General features: G+C 44.9%; 20 protein-coding genes. 15 read left to right on the top strand and 5 right to left on the bottom strand.

All coding sequences use genetic code 11. The features are described from left to right. The first annotated feature begins 50 nt into the window (after positions 1-50). The 7 genes from KFT32_RS11845 (at position 51) to moaA (ending at position 8,129) form a co-directional block, all read left to right on the top strand. On the top strand, positions 51-659 hold the full coding sequence (locus tag KFT32_RS11845; protein WP_211747411.1) for a TetR/AcrR family transcriptional regulator: 609 nt from the start codon (positions 51-53) through the stop codon (positions 657-659). Continuing rightward, a complete protein-coding gene (locus tag KFT32_RS11840; protein WP_211747410.1) occupies positions 656-1,009 on the top strand; it encodes a DMT family transporter in 354 nt (117 codons plus the stop codon). The genes KFT32_RS11845 and KFT32_RS11840 overlap by 4 nt, the downstream gene beginning before the upstream one ends. After that, positions 1,010-1,324 carry a DMT family transporter gene (locus KFT32_RS11835; protein WP_211747409.1) on the top strand — a complete coding sequence of 105 codons (315 nt, stop codon included), beginning with the start codon at positions 1,010-1,012 and terminating at the stop codon, positions 1,322-1,324. Between the two features lie 226 nt (positions 1,325-1,550). After that, the gene (locus tag KFT32_RS11830) at positions 1,551-2,465 is read left to right on the top strand and encodes a TetR/AcrR family transcriptional regulator (protein WP_211747408.1); all 915 of its coding nucleotides are present in this window, start codon (positions 1,551-1,553) and stop codon (positions 2,463-2,465) included. Positions 2,466-2,531: 66 nt separating this feature from the next. Then, the gene (locus tag KFT32_RS11825; protein ID WP_211747407.1) at positions 2,532-5,699 is read left to right on the top strand and encodes an efflux RND transporter permease subunit; all 3,168 of its coding nucleotides are present in this window, start codon (positions 2,532-2,534) and stop codon (positions 5,697-5,699) included. Between the two features lie 116 nt (positions 5,700-5,815). Continuing rightward, the gene (locus tag KFT32_RS11820; RefSeq protein ID WP_349304897.1) at positions 5,816-6,805 is read left to right on the top strand and encodes a 1-phosphofructokinase family hexose kinase; all 990 of its coding nucleotides are present in this window, start codon (positions 5,816-5,818) and stop codon (positions 6,803-6,805) included. 322 nt (positions 6,806-7,127) lie between these two features. Then, positions 7,128-8,129, top strand: a complete 1,002-nt coding sequence (gene moaA, locus KFT32_RS11815; protein ID WP_211747405.1) for a GTP 3',8-cyclase MoaA — start codon at positions 7,128-7,130, stop codon at positions 8,127-8,129. Positions 8,130-8,274: 145 nt separating this feature from the next. On the opposite strand, the gene KFT32_RS11810 is transcribed toward moaA, so the two are convergent. Beyond that, complete coding sequence (locus tag KFT32_RS11810; protein ID WP_211747404.1) at positions 8,275-8,892, bottom strand: LysE/ArgO family amino acid transporter; 618 nt, start codon at positions 8,890-8,892, stop codon at positions 8,275-8,277. Between the two features lie 165 nt (positions 8,893-9,057). On the opposite strand from KFT32_RS11810, the gene KFT32_RS11805 reads away from it, so the two are divergent. From KFT32_RS11805 to KFT32_RS11795, 3 genes are all read left to right on the top strand, one after another. Next, on the top strand, positions 9,058-10,512 hold the full coding sequence (locus KFT32_RS11805) for an aminotransferase-like domain-containing protein (RefSeq protein WP_211747403.1): 1,455 nt from the start codon (positions 9,058-9,060) through the stop codon (positions 10,510-10,512). A 463-nt stretch (positions 10,513-10,975) separates the two neighbouring features. Next, complete coding sequence (locus tag KFT32_RS11800) at positions 10,976-11,809, top strand: aldo/keto reductase (RefSeq protein ID WP_211747402.1); 834 nt, start codon at positions 10,976-10,978, stop codon at positions 11,807-11,809. A gap of 128 nt (positions 11,810-11,937) precedes the next feature. Then, positions 11,938-12,534: an NAD(P)H-dependent oxidoreductase gene (locus KFT32_RS11795; protein WP_211747401.1), complete on the top strand. Its 597-nt coding sequence runs from the start codon at positions 11,938-11,940 to the stop codon at positions 12,532-12,534. Positions 12,535-12,549: 15 nt separating this feature from the next. Here the strand turns inward: KFT32_RS11795 and KFT32_RS11790 are convergent, their stop codons facing one another. Then, positions 12,550-12,699, bottom strand: coding sequence for a hypothetical protein (locus KFT32_RS11790; RefSeq protein WP_211747400.1), 150 nt, complete (start codon positions 12,697-12,699; stop codon positions 12,550-12,552). Positions 12,700-12,907: 208 nt separating this feature from the next. Between KFT32_RS11790 and KFT32_RS11785 the strand changes: the two genes are divergently transcribed. Then, positions 12,908-14,113, top strand: a complete 1,206-nt coding sequence (locus tag KFT32_RS11785; RefSeq protein WP_211747399.1) for an MFS transporter — start codon at positions 12,908-12,910, stop codon at positions 14,111-14,113. An 84-nt stretch (positions 14,114-14,197) separates the two neighbouring features. Here KFT32_RS11785 and KFT32_RS11780 read toward each other — a convergent pair whose 3' ends face one another. Further along, the gene (locus tag KFT32_RS11780; protein ID WP_211747398.1) at positions 14,198-15,022 is read right to left on the bottom strand and encodes an alpha/beta fold hydrolase; all 825 of its coding nucleotides are present in this window, start codon (positions 15,020-15,022) and stop codon (positions 14,198-14,200) included. 101 nt (positions 15,023-15,123) lie between these two features. On the opposite strand from KFT32_RS11780, the gene KFT32_RS11775 reads away from it, so the two are divergent. Beyond that, a complete protein-coding gene (locus tag KFT32_RS11775) occupies positions 15,124-16,089 on the top strand; it encodes a helix-turn-helix transcriptional regulator (RefSeq protein WP_211747397.1) in 966 nt (321 codons plus the stop codon). 59 nt (positions 16,090-16,148) lie between these two features. Here the strand turns inward: KFT32_RS11775 and KFT32_RS11770 are convergent, their stop codons facing one another. After that, positions 16,149-17,852 (bottom strand): glutamine--tRNA ligase/YqeY domain fusion protein, encoded by a 1,704-nt coding sequence (locus tag KFT32_RS11770; RefSeq protein ID WP_211747396.1) that lies wholly within the window; start codon positions 17,850-17,852, stop codon positions 16,149-16,151. Positions 17,853-18,192: 340 nt separating this feature from the next. Here KFT32_RS11770 and KFT32_RS11765 point away from each other — a divergent pair, with 340 nt between their 5' ends. From KFT32_RS11765 to KFT32_RS11755, 3 genes are all read left to right on the top strand, one after another. Then, complete coding sequence (locus KFT32_RS11765; protein ID WP_211747395.1) at positions 18,193-18,447, top strand: DUF2164 domain-containing protein; 255 nt, start codon at positions 18,193-18,195, stop codon at positions 18,445-18,447. Between the two features lie 81 nt (positions 18,448-18,528). After that, a complete protein-coding gene (locus KFT32_RS11760; RefSeq protein ID WP_211747394.1) occupies positions 18,529-19,077 on the top strand; it encodes a GNAT family N-acetyltransferase in 549 nt (182 codons plus the stop codon). Positions 19,078-19,259: 182 nt separating this feature from the next. Further along, positions 19,260-19,499: a hypothetical protein gene (locus KFT32_RS11755; protein WP_211747393.1), complete on the top strand. Its 240-nt coding sequence runs from the start codon at positions 19,260-19,262 to the stop codon at positions 19,497-19,499. Between the two features lie 139 nt (positions 19,500-19,638). Here KFT32_RS11755 and KFT32_RS11750 read toward each other — a convergent pair whose 3' ends face one another. Continuing rightward, positions 19,639-20,130, bottom strand: coding sequence for a GNAT family N-acetyltransferase (locus tag KFT32_RS11750; protein ID WP_211747457.1), 492 nt, complete (start codon positions 20,128-20,130; stop codon positions 19,639-19,641). Positions 20,131-20,152: the final 22 nt, after the last annotated feature.

Here is a 20,152-nt window from a genome sequence, read left to right as displayed (position 1 = left end):
AATATGAAAAAATTCACTAGACTAACGATCGTTAGGTAGGTGTGGTAATTATGAGTTCAACTTCTATTAAACAGGTGGCACTGACACAGTTTGCCCTTGAAGGTTATGAAGGAGCATCGCTTCGAAAAATTGCCGAAGAAGTCGGCATTAAGAAACCCTCCATATATGCCCACTACAAAAACAAGGAAGACCTGTTCCTTCATGTTGTGCGTTTTGTATTCCAACTGGAGCGCAGGCGAATCCTCGCTTTTTTTCAGGAACAAATGGAGCTTGAAACGACTTTAGAACTCAGGCTGCGAGGGTTATTCGACTGGATTCAAGAAGAGTTTGAATCTCAGGATGCTGCAAGATTCCTCATGCGAATGACTTACTTCCCTCCACAGGCATTACATGGGGAAGTCATGGATATCGTATACCCCTTTCTAGACGGTCTTGAGAGAACGCTCGCCAAGTTTATTGCAAGTGAGGCATTTAACGGCAAGCTGTCTCAAGAAGAGGCGATGCAATTTGCCATTGCCTATATGACACTCATTGACGGAGTATCCGTCGAGCTGCTTTATGGAGGTTCTGTACGATATCAAAAAAGGTTACAAGCAGCTTGGCCTGTATTTTGGGAAGGTATTTTACATCTATATGAGAAAAAGGAGTCTACATCATGAATCGCTACTGGTTGTTTGTTGTGCTCGGGGGTGCCATTGAAGTTATATGGGTATCCGGGCTTAAGCACGCTTCCACTCCGTTAGAGTGGATTGTAACGGTGCTTTCCATTGCAGTCAGCTTTGGACTAATTATAGAGGCGTCAAAGAAACTGCCTGTTGGCACGGTATATGCCGTATTTACGGGTCTTGGTACAGCAGGTACCGTTCTAACTGAAATGCTTCTGTTCGGTGAACCTTTCCGAATATCGAAAATATTACTTATCGCCCTCCTGCTCGTAGGAGTAATCGGACTTAAGCTTGTTACGGACGATACGCCCAAAGCTGAGCCCTCTCAAGGAGGTGCCGTCTAAATGGCATGGTTAGCAATCATTTTCGCAGGATTGAGTGAAATTCTCGGAGTCATTGGAATCAAAGGAATCACGACTGGTAAAGGTAAAAAATATTTTCTGCTCATGGGACTTAGTTTCCTGCTCAGTTTCTCACTTCTCTCTTACGCTATGCAATCTCTCTCCATGGGTACGGCTTATGCTGTTTGGACTGGAATTGGTACGGTAGGAAGCACCTTGGTTGGTATGTTCATATTCGGAGAACCTAAGGAAGCAAAACGTTTATTATTCATTGCTATTATTCTGTGTTCTGCAGTTGGTTTGAAACTCATCGGCTAACTGTTCGTATAGTAGATAGGCATATATTAGAAGCCAAAGTAAAAAGAAGCTTGCGCTGATTTTACATTTGGCTTTTCTTTTTGTAATGCACTCAATCCCCCCTATTTTCCCACTCCCTTACAGCTCCGCGTAAAGTTGTATCCACCTCTTTTTTACGTTATAATTTTATGTGACTTATAAGTCAAAATGAGAACCGTGGAGTTCTGGAAAGGGGTGACGTCTATTAATGAACTCAATCACGGATAAAAAAAAGCATATTTTAGTGACCGCATTAGGACTGTTTTCTACGAAAGGAACTTCCGCAACATCAATGCAAGAAATTGCTGAAGTCTGTGGCATATCCAAAGGCAGCCTTTATCTTCATTTTAAATCCAAAGAAGAGCTGCAGCGCAGCGTGATCAATTACTGTATCCATTCCATTTATGACAAAATTGTGCTTGTGGAAAGCGAGCAGGAGTTATCACCTAAAGATAAACTGCGCAAGCAGTTTAAAATTCTGCTGGAAAATTTCCTTGAACTAAAAGAGTTTTTTCTTGCACAACTTCAAGATGCGATCAGTCAAGGTAACAGTGGCCTAACGATGGAAAATTGCCCTGAAGGTATGCTCGCCCTCACCATGAAACAGTTTAATCAGAAGATGATTGATGTGTATGGACCAGAAATTCACCCCTATACCCTTGATTTGGCGCTTCAAGTACACAGCATGATGGGTGCCTACATAAGGATTATCGTCTCAGAAATTCTACCCATGCGGATCGAGCGAATGGCAGAGTACCTCGTAGAAACACTTGATGATTTAGCCGAAGCTAAATTACGTCTTGAACGGGAACCTTTTATTCCGCAAAAGCTTTGGCTTACCTGGATGGAAGAGGGAATACCGAAAGGTCCATCTAAAAAACATCCGTTTCTTCTACTGAAAGAAATGCGTCAGCGAATAGAAGAAAATACGGAATTATCTGACCGCGTACGCACTGAAGCGCTCGAGTCCATTCTCGTAATGGAACATGAGCTTACCGAAATCAATCCTCGCCGCGTAATTCTAACCGGTATGCTCAGCAATTTAAGTGCTGTGCCGGGTACTGAAGAACAGGTGGGACAACTAAGCCATTTGTTTGAAACTTATTTATCCTGGCGCGAATAAACATGCGTCATCCCCTAATTATATTTTTATTATTGTTGTGAAAGAGAGAGGAGAAGAAACCTACGGATGAAAGGAATAATTAATTTCTCACTTCGAAACAAATTGGCGATCTGGATCCTGACCATCATCTTGACCTTCACCGGACTGTACAGCGGTTTGACCATGAAGCAAGAAACGATCCCAGATATCAACGTTCCGTTTCTGAACGTCACTGCTGTATACCCGGGTGCTGCCCCAGAAGGTGTCGTTGAGGAAGTCACTAAGCCCCTGGAGGAAACGCTTCGTAATGTAGAAGGTATTAAGAGCATTACTTCTACGTCGATGGAGAATGTCTCCTCGGTCATGATTGAATTTGATTATGGTACGAATCTGGATAATGCGACAGCTGCGGTACGTGAAGTACTGAACGATGTACCGCTTCCAGAAGATGCTCAGAAACCAACGATCTCCAAATTTAGTATGAACTCCTTCCCGGTAGCTTCTATGAGCTTGTCAGGGAAAAATGGAGAAACGCTTGAAGAACTGACTCGTCTTGCAGAGAACGAAATTGCCCCTGCTTTTGAAGATGTGGAAGGTGTTGCTTCCGTTCAAGTTTCAGGTCAATATACAAGAGAAGTCGCCCTGAAATTTGATCAGAAGAAAATGGATGAACTTGGATTAACAGAAGAAACAGTTAAAAATATTGTTCAAGCTTCTTCCCTTCGTGTTCCACTTGGACTATTCACAATGGAAGATACGGAAAAAGCCGTTGTTGTGGATGGCAATATTATTAACGTAGATGATCTGAAGAACCTTGAGATTCCTGTCATCCCATCCGGATCTGGTCAAGGCGCAGGTACTTCTCCAGATACAGGTGCAACTCCGGGAGGCGCAGGCGAAAATCAGGGTACTGGCTCTGCAACGATGCCTGGCGCTGGTGCCGGAGCACAAATGACAGGCATTCCTACCGTAAAACTTGATGATATCGCTAAAATTGAAGTTATTGGTAAAGCGGAATCCATCTCTCGCACCAACGGCGCTGAATCTATTGGTTTCTCCATTGTAAAAGCGAACGATGCCAACACGGTTGATGTCGTGAATGGAGTGAAAGATGCAGCAGCTGATTTGGAAGGTCTATATGACCATATCAATCTAGATATTTTGCTTGATCAGGGTCAACCGATTGAAGATTCTGTTCATACGATGCTGTCCAAAGCTATGTTTGGTGCACTTTTCGCAGTACTCATCATTTTGCTCTTCTTGCGGGACTGGAGATCAACGATTATTTCCGTTATTTCGATTCCACTCTCCCTACTGATTGCAATTACGGTACTGCACCAAATGGATATAACGCTCAACGTGATGACACTAGGCGCCATGACCGTTGCAATCGGGCGGGTAGTCGATGACTCCATTGTTGTTATTGAGAATATATACAGGCGTCTCTCTCTTTCAGGAGAGAAGCTCAAAGGCAGAGAACTGATCGGTGCCGCTACACGCGAAATGTTTGTACCGATTATGTCCTCAACGATTGTTACCATTGCCGTTTTCCTTCCACTTGCACTCGTTAGTGGTATGGTTGGTGAATTGTTTATGCCGTTCGCACTGACGATGGTATTCGCATTGCTCGCTTCCCTGGTTGTAGCGATAACCATTGTACCTGCCATGGCTCATTCCCTCTTTAGAGGCGGACTGAAAAACAAAAAGAATCATGAAGAAAAACCAAGCCGACTATCAAATGGCTATACTAAAATTTTGAAATGGACACTTAATCACAAACTCATTACCGTGGGTGCAGCGGTAATTATCCTTGTCGGCAGTTTGTTCCTAACCCGCTTTATAGGTATAAGTTTCTTGCCAGCGCAAGGAACAAACTACACGCTGGTTACTTACAGCCCTGAACCGGGAGCAACACAAGAAACCGTTGAAGATCGTACGCTTAGCGTTGAGAAATTTATTCTTGATTCAAACGGCGTTGAGAGTATGCAATACTCGGTTGGTGGCGGTAACCCTATGAGTATGGGTTCATCGAACTCCGGTCTCTTCTATATTATCTTTGAAGAAGGCGCTGATATTGGTAAAGAAAGTGAAGCCATTCTCGCCGGACTGCAAGAACGTGTTCCTGAAGGCGAATGGGCGACTATGGATATGGCAGCCGGAGCAATGGGTGGCAGCACCCTGACCGTTAGTGTCTTTGGTAATAATCTGGAACAGATTAAACCTGTCGCTGACGACGTTCTGGAAGTCATACAAAAAGATACAGAAAACTTCGAAGATGCAGAATCTTCTCTGGCTGAAGGGTACGATCAGTACACACTCGTAGCCGATCAAGAGAAGTTAAGTTCCCTGGGACTTACTGCTGGGCAACTCGCAATGGCCCTCAGTCCAGAACGTGAACGCCCTGTTCTGACCGAAGTTGAAGTAGAAGGTAAGTCCTACAATGTGTACATTGAAACGGACAGCAAAGAATATGGAAGCATTGAAGAAATTGAAAAAGAAACAGTGACTTCACCGCTTGGTATCGAAGTTCCAATTGGAGACGTTGCTAAAGTAGAAGAAGGGACTTCCCCTGATTCCATTATGCGGATCGACAGTGAAATGGTAGTACAAGTAACTGCAAACATCCTGTCTTCCGATGTAGGCTCAGCCTCTACCAAAATCGAAAACGCAGTCAAGGATATGGAATTACCAGAAGGTGTTCATGTTGAATTTGGTGGAGTAACCGAACAAATCAATGAAACCTTCACTCAGCTCGGCCTTGCCATGCTGGCAGCGATCGCGATCGTTTACTTCGTACTCGTTGTAACGTTTGGCGGCGGACTTGCTCCGTTTGCAATCCTATTCTCCTTGCCGTTTACCGTTATCGGTGCACTAATCGGCTTGCTTATTACAGGAGAAACCTTGAACGTATCCTCTCTGATGGGTGCGCTCATGTTGATCGGTATCGTCGTCACGAACGCAATCGTTCTAATCGACCGGGTTATTCACAAAGAAAAAGAGGGTATGTCTACCCGAGATGCCTTGCTTGAAGCCGGTTCGACCCGTCTACGTCCAATTCTGATGACAGCCCTAGCGACCATTGGCGCCCTGCTCCCACTTGTATTTGGATGGGAAAACAGTGCAGGTATTATTTCCAAAGGACTTGGCGTTACCGTAATTGGGGGCTTGATCAGTTCTACACTGCTCACGCTCGTTATCGTACCGATTGTGTACGAATTCTTGATGAAGTTTAAAAAGAAACAGATTGAAGACTAAAGACCTTCACTTAGAGAATTCACAATCGTAAATCAAAGAGCACGGAGGAATAGCTGCATCCCAGCTACCTTCCGTGCTCTTTTCTATTCATGGAATGAACACATGGCGGCATCGATATGACATACTGTATGATAAAAGGATACTATCCATTAAGGGGTTGTCGATATCGGATGATTACCACCGTTACCTTAAACGCTGCTCTAGATAAGGTGTATACCGTACCCGATTTTCAGCTGGATCAGGTGCACCGCCTCCTAGGTGCGGTCACCGTGCCGGGCGGCAAAGGCATTAATGCCGCCCGGGTCTTACGCCTACTCGGGGCCCCTGTAGGCGCTACCGGTTTGGTTGCCGGACACACCGGCCGGCAAGTGCTGGACGGGCTGCGTACCGAAGGCATCGCAGCCGACTTTGTGGAAGCCGCGCATGGTGAGACGCGGCTAGCCATCACGGTGCTGGGTCCTAGCCCCAGCACCCAGACCGAGCTCATCGAGGCGGGACCTTCGGTCACCCGTGATGAGCTTGCGGCGTTGCGCCGCAAAGTCATGACCCTGGCGCGAAGCTCCGCCTGGGTCGTGTTCTCAGGCAGCCTCCCGCCGGGCTGCCCGGCTGGGCTGTACGCTGAGCTGATCGCTCTAGCGAAGGCGCAAGGTGCCCGCACCGCTCTCGACGCAAGCGGTGAGGCGCTCTCGGAAGGGCTGCAAGGCGGACCGGATCTAGTGAAGCCAAACGCAGATGAAGCGGCCCTTTTTGCAGGGGTAACGGCGCTCAGTCCGGATACAGCCGGGATCGCCGCAACAAAGCTGGTGAGGGCCGGTGCGAAGCTCGCCGTCATCTCCCTCGGAGCAGACGGTGCCGTAGCTGCGACCGCTGACACCTTGTACCGCGTACAGATCCCTTCCATTCCGATTGTAAGTCCGCTCGGCAGCGGAGATGCCATGGTAGCAGGCATGACTGCAGCAGCACTGGAGAACCCGGATGATATTCCATTGATCCTCCGGCGAGGAGCTGCTTGCGGAACCTCGGCTGCCCTTCATCCGATGGCAGGCTTCTTGTTGCCGGAAGATGTAGCGAGGTTGGAACAGCAAATTACGGTTAAGCAAATGTAGCACCCAACTGAGCTTGCATTGGTTTTGTTGAGAAAGAATCATAAAAAGGGCTCCTCCGCATAACCATGTGGAGGAGCCCTTTTGTGTCTGTTTTCACTGTGTCTGGGGGGACAAGTGAGCTATCGTTCTACCACATGATATTCCACCCTCTTTCTCCTTTACTGTGAAACTACGTACAGTGTGTGGCTCCTTTTAGGGGCACTTTTATCGTGAAAAACGGGGATTATCTATAAATCTATGGGGAATGTATGCTATGTTATTATCAAGTCTTTTTCAGGATTTTTCATTTTCATAGAAATATAGAGAAATGGGGTGGATCTGGATGGATCTATTGCAGGACCCTTTTGGCCGGATTCACGATTATATACGAATCTCGGTTACAGACCGCTGTAACTTGCGTTGTGTCTACTGTATGCCGGAAGATGGAATGGAATTTGCTCCGCATGAGGATATCATGACGTTTGAAGAAATCACCCAAATTCTTAAGGTCCTTGCTCCTATGGGTCTGCGAAAAGTACGACTTACGGGCGGCGAGCCTATGGTTCGCAAAGATTTGGATCAATTAATTACTATGATCTCTGCAATTGATGGCATCGATGATATTGCACTCACGACGAATGCGGTATTTCTGGAGAAAAAAGCACAGCTGCTCAAAAATGCCGGGCTTACCCGTATTAATATCAGCCTAGACTCCTTGCGACCAGATCGTTTCTCCATGATTACCCGCGGGGGTGACGTGAACAAGGTACTGAAAGGGATTGAAGCGGCTGAAGCAGCTGGACTTGATCCAATTAAGCTGAACGTGGTGCTCATGAAAGGGATTAACGATGATGAAATTAAAGATTTCATTGCCCTTACGCAGCACTCACCGCTCCACGTCCGCTTCATTGAATATATGCCAATCGGACATGCGACGGATTCCTGGCGCAAATCGTACCTCCCTCTGTCCACTGTGCTTGATGCATGTCACGAAGCCGGATGGGAAGTAGAAAATACACCAGGACCTGGGGGAAACGGTCCTTCCGAGAATCGTAGACTCAAGGGAGCAAAGGGCACCTTTGGTTTGATTCATCCGGTAAGTGAACATTTCTGTGATAACTGCAATCGGCTACGTCTCACCGCAGACGGCCATATCAAGGCTTGCTTGTACTGGTCGGACGAATACAACGTACGTAAAGTAGTAGGAGATAGAGAGGCTACGGCCGCTATGTTCCTCAAAGCACTGGGTAACAAACCGAAGAATCACGAAATGGCACTGGCACTGGAAGAGAAAGCGCAAAGTCACACCCCGACCGTGCGGCGTATGTCGCAAATCGGCGGCTAACTTTCATGCCAAGTCATGAGCCCAGATGATAAGAATAAATAAAAGAAGCGTGTTTCCTGCAAATCTTACATTTGCTTGGAACAGCTTCTTTTTCGATTGATCTCTTGTTCTATTGCTTATTTGCTATCGCCGATATCCCTTCTCTTCACTGTAAACTTTGTACAAGCGAATACAACATATATAGTGCAAGCCCCGCCATCGTAAGGGAGGAAACTTTGCCAAGCCATCTGGATAGGGTCCCGGTCTGATCCCATCTCCCCATGATTCTTCCCGCAGTAGCAAGCAAAATAAACCACACCCACGATACTAGAATCGTTACCACAGTATAAGCAGTACGTTCCGTTCCTTCATATTGTAAAGAATTCGTGCCGATGACCCCCAGAATGTCTAGAATAGCATGGGGATTGAGTATCGATACGGATAAAGCAAAAAGGATCTGCTGACGGCCCGTGAGTGCTTGTTGTTTACCTTTTGAACCGCCACCTGCCCGCCACATCGTCCAAGCCATATAGATAAGAAAAAGACATCCAGCGGCATATATTACTTGAGTTACCCTGCTCTGGTCAGAGAGTAGGAGAGATAGTCCCCCTACCGCAAGCACAATAAGGATCGTGTCACATAACGCTGCCGTTACAACAGCTGGCAAAGACCCCGCCCAATTTTTCTGAGTTGCTCCCTGATTAAAAACGAATAAATTTTGCGCCCCAAGCGGTAAAATAAGTCCTGCTGCGAGAATCAGGGCGTGAATGATAGCTTCTTGCATCTTAGATGTTCGACCCTTCCTATTCTAGTATTTTCGATACGTTTTCTTTTGCATGCTTTATCCTATCTCATGAGGAACGGCTTGTATCCAACCATTTGGTTGAAGTATATACCAACCAAATGATATAGTACGATCCATATCAACTGTGGGAAGGATGTCGTCCTATTGAAATCTGTTGTTACCGAGCTTCGTTTTGCCCCCGACCCGTTGCTACCGGTTCCGCTCTATCTTCAGATTGAAGAATACATCAAACAAAAAATTTTGCAGGGAGAATGGACACCCGGGATGCGTCTTCCTTCCCAGCGTACGCTAGCTGCCGCATTTAAAGTAAATCGGAGCACACTCATTGCAGCGCTGGAGGAGCTGCAATCTGCAGGATTCATCGAAAGTAATCATGGAGGGGGAACCAAAGTATCCCGTGCCGGATGGAACGGCTTGTCCCCTACTCTACCCAATTGGGAAGATTACGTGGAGAGCGGAAATCATTATCCGAACCTTCCTGAAGTTCAGCAAATCAATCAATTTGAATTTCGGGAAGGTTCCCTTCGCCTCGGGACAGGTGAACTGCCTCCTGCACTTCTCCCTCAGGCTTACTTTCAAAAAATCTATGAGAAACTGGCACAAAATGCCCCCAGTCTTGGTTATCTTGAACCTCAAGGATCTTACAAACTACGACAAGCCGTTTCCACTTATTTAGCCGGACAACAGATTCATGCTTCTCCCGAATCCATTTTTATCGTTTCTGGTTCTTTACAAGCCATGCAGCTGATTGCGATGGGGTTATTGCCGAGAAAATCGTCAATCCTGGTAGAAAAACCATCTTATTTGTATTCGATCCACGCCTTTCAATCTGCAGGAATCCGTATGATTGGGATGCCAATGGATGAAGAAGGACTTCGAACTGACGGACTTCAGCGTTATATCCGGCAATACCGCCCTTCCTTGCTCTATACGATTCCAACTTTCCAAAATCCGAGCGGTACTATCATGAGTGAAAAGAGGAGAAACGCCTTAATTCAGACCGCTGAAGATACAGGATTACCTATATTGGAAGATCATGCGTATGCAGAATTGTGGTTTGACGAAGAACCTCCTTTATCTCTCAAAGCCCGCGACCCGGGAGGTTATGTTTTACATATGGGCACTTTGTCCAAAAGCGTCAGCCCTGGTCTTCGGATTGGCTGGGTTACAGGGCCCGAGACAGTCATTCAGAGGCTGGCAGATATTAAGATGCAAACAGACTATGGCGCCAGCAGCCTTGCGCAGGATGCCGCTACGCTCTGGTTTACGGAGGGATACCATGAAGCCCACCTAACCCAGGTTCGTAAAGCATTGATCTACAAAAGAAACCGGGTCCTAGATATCCTATCCCGAAATTTGAATGGTGCAGCGGAGTGGAATGTACCTCAAGGCGGATTTTATATTTGGGTGAAATTATTACATGGGATTCGGCCAGAAAACTTGTTCAAAAAAGCTCTTGCCGAAGGAGTTTTGCTAAACCCAGGATCTATTTATGACCGATTTGATCAAGACCACATCCGCATATCCTTTGCCTATGCATCTGTGGAGGAATTGGAGCGGGGAATCATGGCGCTGGCACGTCTCATTCTATCCAAATGATTTTGCTTCAAAATCAAGGACACTCTTGCTTTCACATATTACAGAAGTCTAAAATAAATAGGGAAGCGTCTGTTCATCACTTTTCTTTCAGGGGGTATGAAGCATGAAAGCAGTAAACAACATTAATTAAACAATGGAGTTTCTATGCCGTAGCTTGGTCTAGGCGTCTATAAAGCTCAACAAGGCAAAGAAGCGGAAGCAACTATCTCCCATGCGATCAAGACAGGCTACCGTAGCATCGATACCGCCGCGGTATACCAGAAGAAAGTGTAGGTTAGGCCGTGAAGATTGATACGATGAACAAAGATGAAAGAACAGGTTCAGACCCCGACAACTTTGATTTCTAGGGATTTACTCTTTTTATATGTATGCGCATGAAACAATTTTGTAGATACTGCGTTAACCACCACACATGCGTGTAATAATAGTGAGGAATAGATTTATATTAACGGAGGGATTATCCATGACAATTACTCATTTACAAGATACAGTAACGCTTAACAACGATGTAAAAATGCCGCAGTTCGGACTCGGGGTATGGAAAGCTAAAGATGGAGACGAAACCTACGCAGCTGTTAAACATGCACTCCAGCATGGATATCGTGCAATCGACACCGCTGCTGCTTACAAAAACGAGGAAAGCGTTGGAAAAGCGATTAAGGATGCAGGCGTGCCTCGTGAAGAACTATTCATCACCACAAAAGTATGGAATGCCGATCAAGGCTATGACTCTACTATTCGCGCTTTCGAGACTAGTTTAGAGAAACTCGGACTCGAATATATTGATCTGTATTTGATCCACTGGCCGGTGAAAGACAAATATAACGATACGTGGAAAGCATTGGAGCGTCTCTATAACGATGGTAAAGTCCGTGCCATTGGCGTATGTAATTTCCACATTCATCATCTGGAGGATCTATTGTCCGAAGCAAAAATCGTCCCTGCGGTAAATCAAGTGGAATTCCACCCGCTTCTTACACAAGAACCGCTTCGCGATTTCTGTAAATCCAAAGGGATTTATTTTGAAGGCTGGTCTCCACTCGGTAATGGTAGATTGCTCGACAATGCCTCGATCCAAGCGATTGCTGACAAATACAATAAGACGGTAGCTCAAGTTATCTTACGCTGGCATCTACAAAACGACGCAATTACGATTCCGAAATCTGTTACACCAAGCCGGATTGAAGAAAATGCAGCGATTTTTGACTTTGAGTTGTCTGCAGAAGATATGAATGCAATTAATGCTCTTAACAAAGACGAGCGTACGGGTGCAGACCCTGACAATTTCAATTTTTAATATTAGATTACAATGTTACGTGCCCTTGAAACCTGAATCCATCCTCCTTATAGGAAGATGTTCATGTCTTTAAGGGCATGCTTTTTTATATCCGGTTCATTATGCAGCAATTTAGGAGGAAAAGGACTATGAAGCATCTCGTTATTTTAGCTCATCCGGTAAAGGATAGCTTTAACCGCCAAATCTGTGAAGTAGTTGAGCAAGCTTTATCTCAAGAGGGCGATACAGTTACTGTTCGTGATCTGTATGAACTAAATTTCAGTCCTACATTAACTGGTAAGGAAATGGAAGCTTGCTACGCTGGAGAGCTTCCCGGAGAAGATGTTCAGGAAGAACAGAAGTGGGTTACTGCTGCGGATACGATTACGATGATCTATCCGATCTGGTGGGCGGGACTGCCTGCCATTATGAAAGGTTATATCGACCGTGTCTTTTCCTATGGATATGCCTATGCCTACAGTGAAGATGGAGACATCATCCGTATGCTTCAAGGCAAACAAAGCTTAGTCATTAATACTCATGGCTCCGAAGGCTCGTATTATGATCAAATCGGAATGTCCTCTGCACTGAAGCTTACCACTCAAAAAGGAATTTTGGAGTTTGTCGGCATTCAGCCTGCGGATCACCTGCTCCTCGGCAGTATGGATGACCTATCTGATGATCGGAAAAGTGAACTATTACAGCAATTGAAACAAACGATAAGCGGCGTGTTCACACGAAATTAATGATTAAATTCACCTTTAATCACAAGCGTATATTTCTTTGACCCACTTAAAATCTTCTCTTGTGTTCATATTGGTAAACATCGCTGCAATTCTAGCAGCAGAACTATGCGAGCTGGCTTCCAGCTCGTATTCTGTTGCATAACTTACAGAAATATTAGCAAGCATATCCACAACTCTCTGTTTATCTGCTCTTCCCCATTATGATAATATATAACAAACTATTCCATTCTTCCCATTGCTTGTTGTCGTATAAATACATATCTTTGAATAAAAATAAATTGTATCCCCTTACATATACGTGCTAAAGTGTAAACAAAACGTAAACTACACAGCCGGATCAGTAGAAGATCCACTTGAAAGGAATGGCCTACCTTTGCGTACGTCCTCTTTTTCGCAGCTAAAGCTGTATAATTTTTTTGTCTATGGAGCTATTGCCGTCTTTACCAGCTTTTTTTCCATCTATCTTCAAGAAATCGGCTTGACCAAAATCGAGATTGGTACTTTGATGGCCATTGGTCCTTTTGTTTCTCTGTTCGCTAACCCTTTCTGGGGTTATATGAGTGACCGAACTCAAAACATCCGTAAAACAGTACTTTTTATGTTGGCAGGCACATTGTTGTTGGTTCAGGCTGTATTTCTCACACAAAGTTATAGTTTTATTTTTACAATGATGATTTTTTTCTATTTCTTTCAAAGTCCTTTATTTGCGCAAACGAATAGTATGATTCTGACTTATATTGACGGAACACCGCATAAATTCGGTTCCTTCCGCCTATGGGGTTCAATGGGCTGGGCTTTCACTGCTATTTCTGTAGGACCTATCATGGATCGACTTGGCGATTCCCGAATCTCCCTTGTCTTTAGCATCCTGCTCATTGTCTCCTTTGGTTTTGCTCTGCTTCTACCGAAACTCGAGCGGTCATCAGATGCACCTATTGTTACGATACGGGGATTTTCGCAAGTTATACTAAATCCCTATTTTATGACTTTTATTGTGCTGGGCATTCTCGTATCCGTTCCTAATGCAATGAACAGTTCGTTTGTATCCCTGTACATTACAGAACTTGGCGGAAGCAAACAAATGGTAGGTCTCGCTGTCTTTATGTCCTCTATTCTAGAGATTGGTGTATTTCTACTATTTGACCGTTTTTTGAAACGAAAAATGACGGTTATGCTTGCTTGTCTGGCGATTGTCAGTCTGCTCTTCGTGCTACGGTGGGAACTCATGGCACAGGCGACAACCCCAATGCAGATTGCCTTTATTCAATTGCTGCATTCGGTTACGTTCGGGGGATATTTTTATGTAGGAACTCAGCTTACGATGCTCTTCATTCCAAGACCTTACCGCTCATCCGGTCAGGCACTCTACACGCTTTCCTGGAGTGGGGTTTCAGGAGTCATTGCCGGGATATTCGGCGGCTTTATGTTCCAGAACTTCGGGGCATCCGTCATGTATCAGTTTGGTGTACTCATGTCGGCAGTCGGGTCCATCGGTTTCGGGATCATGTACTACATTGTGCGCAGGTATGGTTACCAGCCTCCACTTCCTTCTAGTTACAAGGTGAAATCCAGTTCATAAAGTATTTTGCTTTCCAATGATAAAAGGCTGGAGCAGGATGAATACTCTTCATCCTGCTCCAGCCTTTTATGATGATGCCTCTCTTTATCTCTGAGCCAATACTTCTTCTAAGAATGCTGCCACCGTAACATAATAACCCTCCGGGTCATCCAGATGAACCCCATGCCCGCATCCCTCAAAATGAGCAAGCTTGGTATTGGCCCTGCGCTCTGCCATAAGCTCTGCCTGATCTTTATCCAACACAAAACTTTTGCCTCCATGAATCAGTAATGAAGGGCAGATCGAGGTCATCCAATCTTTCCACCAATCTCCGTTAATATGCTGCACAGAGGTCGTTATTCCCCTCAAATCAGTTCGAAATCCCCATCCGGTTTCATCTTCAAATATACTCTCCATGAAGTAGTCCATGCTCTTCACTCCACTCTTCGTAAGCAAATCTCGTAGTTGTTTTAAAGAACCGGCATGATTCGGGAGGGTCTCCGTAAATGACATGTCGCTGTTTATGATTACCCCGATGTCTTCTATCACTAAAGCCTGTACGAGTTCAGGATATTTTGCTGCAAACTGGTATGCATTTGCTCCTCCAAGCGAATGACCAAGAATCGTGACCTGCTGCCCATGTAACTCACTCTGAATAAAACGGTATATATCCTGTAGATAACTTTCTCTTGTATAATCTCTGTCCGAAGGATGATCACTCCATCCATGACCCCGCTGGTCGAGGGATAGCACACGCCATCCTTTTAACCGAGGAGCTAGCTCAGAGAACGTTTTGGCATCTCCCATATGACCATGAAGCATAAGAAGCACATTACTTCCCTCACCTCCGTAGTCCAGGTAGGAGAGCTGCAATGGACCTGACTGAAAATACTTTCTCGTGACCCTCTGATTCTCTTTAAATTGAAACATATCTTATCTCCTCCCGTTTCATCATTGTTCTGGTTCTTATCTACAAAATAACAGATAATAGTGACAGAAATAGTCATTATTAAGAAAATAGAGGTTCGTTTATGTCCAAATCCAAAAGACTACTGGAATTAATGCTGACCGTAAACCAGAAGCGTACTTTCACAGTAAGAGAGCTTGCTGATGAATTCGGTGTATCCAAACGAACGATTCTTCGGGATCTGCAAGAGCTGAGTGAACTTGGGGTTCCTCTTTATTCCGAAGTAGGACCGCACGGTGGCTACCGTATGTTACAAGATCGGATGCTGCCCCCCATTGCTTTTTCCGAGGAAGAGGCCGTTGCAATCTTTTTTGCCGTCCACGCCCTTCGTCACTATGATTCCCTGCCATTTGAGGCAGAAACGGTTTCTGCTTTAGGTAAATTTTATAACTTCATGCCGCAGGATACGCGGGATCGTATTGATCAAATGAAAAATAGGGTCGATTTTATCACACCTAAACGAACAGCTCATCTACCCTACCTGGCTCTTTTACTTGATGCAGCGATTTACCAAAAAATATTGCATGTGGAATATCAATCGCAAACCGGGTGTTCCACACGTGAAATACTGCCTCAAAGAATCTATGCCAGAAACGGACTTTGGTACTGTTCTGCCTACTGTTTCGAGAAACAAACTATTCGTGTATTTCGCTGTGACCAGATGAAGTTCGTTACCCCTTCACTACCTCAGCCAAAAAATCCGAACCAAATTCTCACTACTATTCAAAAAGAAATGGATAACTCCAAAATTACAGGGAATTCTGTCCCTATCCTTGCAGATCTAACTGGAAGGGGAGTTGAAAGATGTGAAGCTGAACCATGGTCTGAGCCTATGCTCCATATCAGGGAAGATCGGACAGGCTGGATAGAGGGTCTAATTCAGAGAAATGATTTACCTTATTTCGCTAATTTTTTTATTAGCCTAGGCAAGGACATAAGCGTAAAGGACTCACCTGCACTGGTAGCAGCCATCCGAGACATTTTGGCTGAACTTGACGTAAAGTATGAACGCGGTAAAGAAGAGGGCTAAACCTTAAACAAAAAACCCTGCTCTATCGTAACTGAGCAGGGGGAAAAACATCTATTTTCTTACGCTTTTGGCAAATGGAAAGAACTCTTCAGTGATACGACCCGATTAAATACCGGTTTGCCTGGTTTCGAATACTTAGGATCCACATTAAAGTATCCATGACGGAAAAATTGGAACTTGTCTTGAGGTTGAGCATCCTTCATGTTCGGCTCTACAAAGCCGTGAATGATCGTGAGCGAGTTCGGATTCAGTTCATCAAGGAAGGATTTCTCTACAGGTTCCGAAGCTTCCTTGTCTTCTTCAAGCTCATTGTCGCTTTCCGGTTCTTCTTTATTAATAAGTGGTTCAAACAAACGGAATTCAGCAGGAATGGCTTGGCTTGCTTCCACCCAGTGAATCGTTCCCTTCACTTTACGGCCAGTAAAGCCGGAACCACTCTTCGTCTCTGGATCATAGGTACAGTGGATCTCCACAATGTTACCCTCTTCGTCCTTAATGACATCGTTACATTTGATAAAATAAGCATGTTTCAAGCGAACTTCGTTCCCAGGGAACAATCGGAAGTATTTGCTTGGCGGATTCTCCATAAAATCTTCACGCTCAATATAGATTTCACGGGAGAAAGGAATCTCGCGTTTACCCATTTCCTCGTTCTCTTGATTGTTCTCTGCTTCCAGCATTTCGACTTGACCTTCTGGATAGTTGGTAATTACCACTTTGATCGGATCAAGTACAGCCATCGTACGCGGCGCCTTCAGCTTCAGATCTTCTCTGATAAAATGCTCCAGCATTTGCAGATCAACCAGCCCTTGGCTCTTCGAAATACCTGTCTCATAGACAAACTCACGAAGCGCTTCTGGCGTATAACCGCGACGACGAAGACCAGAGATTGTCGGCATCCGCGGATCGTCCCAACCATCTACATGATTCTCGTCTACAAGGAGCTTTAGTTTCCGTTTACTTGTTACCGTTTGAGCAAGATTCAAACGTCCAAATTCATATTGGTGCGGCTCAGCATCGAGTTCGCAATGCTCAATAACCCAGTCATAAAAAGGACGTTGGTCCTCAAACTCCAGGGAGCAAAGGGAATGGGTAATACCCTCAATCGCATCTTCCACAGGGTGAGCGAACGTATACATCGGGTAGATGCACCACTTATCACCTGTGTTGTGGTGAGACAGATGTGCGATACGGTAAATGATCGGATCACGAAGGTTAATATTCGGCGATGCCATGTTGATTTTGGCGCGGAGTACACGCTCTCCATCTTTGAACTCCCCGTTACGCATACGAGTGAACAGATCCAGGTTCTCTTCCACGCTGCGATCGCGATATGGGCTGTTAGTACCCGGTTCTTTCAAGGTACCGCGCATTTCGCGAATTTGATCCGGACTGGAATCATCCACATAAGCAAGTCCTTTTTTGATAAGGATGACTGCCCGGTTGTACATTTCTTCAAAATAGTCCGATGCGAACGGATTCTCATTCCATTCATAGCCGAGCCATTTTACATCCTCACGGATGGAATTAACATATTCCATATCTTCCTTAGCCGGATTCGTATCATCAAAACGAAGATTGGTCGTACCACCAAATTCTTCGGCCAGTGCGAAGTTAATCCAAATTGCTTTGGCATGTCCAATATGAAGGTAACCATTGGGCTCCGGAGGAAACCGGGTCACCACTTTTTTTACTTTTCCTGTACGGAGATCTTCAGAGATCACATTTTTTATGAAATTGGAGGGTGTTAACGGCTTCTCCATGATGATCAACCTTTCTTTACGTAATAATATCGTTTGGTCAAAAAACACTTTCTATTAATATACCTTTTCAGGCGATATTGAGCAATGATTTAGGGTTAAGTGAGTAAAGGTGTCCGGCTGTCATGCTACTCTTTTTTACAAGTCTGTGTACATCAATAATCTCTCTCTTTCCATCATTCCCATTTATATTGTGCGGCTAACCTTACGTATGCGAAAGTGTGCAAATCGATGTGCTTTTGATCTCATTAAATAGGTACGGTCACAGCGTCCTAAGCCTTTTGACGACAGGTCCAATATAAGGTAGCATGAAGGAAAATGAGGTGTTAAAGGAGTATTAGTTATGAAACCAATGAAGCTGCCCAAAGAACAAAAGGATCAGATGATTAGACTGATTCAGGCGTATTTTGAAACGGAGCGCGGAGAAACAATCGGCGATCTGGCTGCGGACGGAGTTCTCGATTTTTTTATGACAGAGCTCTCCCCTTATGTTTACAATCAGGCTTTAGGTGACTGTCGTGTTATGGTTAATCAGCGTATGGTCTCCCTTGAAGAGGATATCTATGCTCTGGAGAAAAACATCAAGTTGTCTCGTTGATTCATCTTCCATAATCAGGTTTTATTCATATATGTTCTTACTTTTTAATTCTATGATTCTATTTAGAAGGAAGGTTTGATTATGTTTGCTTACAAGCTCGATGATGACATCGAATTAAAACCCCTTTCCATGGAACATACAGGAGCTCTATTTAGCTTAACGGATAAATCTCGTGAGCGGCTTCGGGAATGGCTGCCTTGGGTGGATAATGTAACGGAAGAGACACACTCTGTTCAGTTCATCAAAAATGCAATCCGCCAAGCGGCTGACAATGGCGGCTTTACAGCAGGAATTTGGGTGAAAGATGAGCTTGCCGGCGTCATCGGATTCCATGAAATTGACTGGCATAATCGTACAGTTGGTATCGGATATTGGCTTGGTAAAGGTCATGAGGGACAGGGAATCATGAGCACCGCTTGCCGCGCTCTGGTCGATTATGCCCTTATGGATCTTGATTTGAACCGGGTTGAGATCCGCTGTGCTACAGGCAACCATCGCAGCCGTGGAATTCCGGAAAGACTCGGATTTGTCCTTGAAGGCATTGTTCGTCAGGCTGAAAAACTACCGCTCGGTTATGTAAATCATGCCGTATACGGTATGCTCCAAAGCGAGTGGAAACTGCTTCGATAGATACAAATTACGTTATTTACATATTAAAAAAACGGGCATTTTGCTAACCAAATAGGTGATGCAGAGTGCCTTTTTTATATACAACCTAGATTTAATCTAGACTTAAGGTTTCCTTCATATCCCCCTCAGTAAGATCGGTTATCTTTAAGAAGCCGCCGAATCAGGAAGGGAAGGTATGAAACATGAATGACAAAGTATCGAATTGGGTCATGTCAAGCTCACTTGCCATGATGTTAACCATTGGGATGGCTGTCAGCACCAGTCCTTATGCAAGCAGCGGTCAATTGGCCACAGGCTCAGAGAAATCACAACAATCAACGATTGACACCAGAAGTGGAGCTGGACGCCAGCAAAGTGTAGTTACGACCCAGCAGCAGACAAGTAAAAGTAAATCCGATCGTTCAGACAAGCAGAGCAGTTAGATGCTCGCCCCTTTTCTCAGAAATAATATGACCTAACGAGAAGCTCTATCCTAACAGTACAATAACCGAAAATGATACCCATACGAATTGAAAAAGAGGCTGACCTAAGTATTACAGGTTAGCCTCTTTTGGATGCTGACTACAACATGTATCGCATTAATATGTCATCGACAAATTGTCCTGAAATGTAAAACTCCGATTGCAACCTTCCTTCTTCCACAAACCCGCACTTCTTATAAAAAGCCAGTGCAGACAGGTTGCTGGATAATACACGCAAACGCAGTTTGCGAATCCCTTGACTCCTCGCATATTTGATCATCGAGTCCATGAGTGATGTCCCAACGCCCTGCTTTTGATAAGCTGGATGTACCGCGATATGAATCTCAAGTACATGATTGTTGCTGTGTAGAGGCGTAGGCGACTTAAATCCGATATATCCACACAGGTTTGTATGATCAAGTGCAATCAGCTGATTTCCCGGTGGGGATGACAGCAAATATTGTTCTGTTGATGTCCATAGAACGGGTGCAGGTGCATTATGCTCGTCCCATACAAGAGCATCCAGTTCCATCAGCTGCGCTGCGTCCTGAAGCACCGATTTGCGCACCGTCAGAGCTTGTCTGGTTACTATCATCTGCGATCTCCCTTTCTTT

It is taken from the genome of Paenibacillus sp. Marseille-Q4541 (assembly GCF_018310695.1).
In the GTDB taxonomy this organism is placed as follows: Bacteria; Bacillota; Bacilli; order Paenibacillales; family Paenibacillaceae; genus Paenibacillus.
This window is presented reverse-complemented; position numbering and strand designations above follow the sequence as displayed.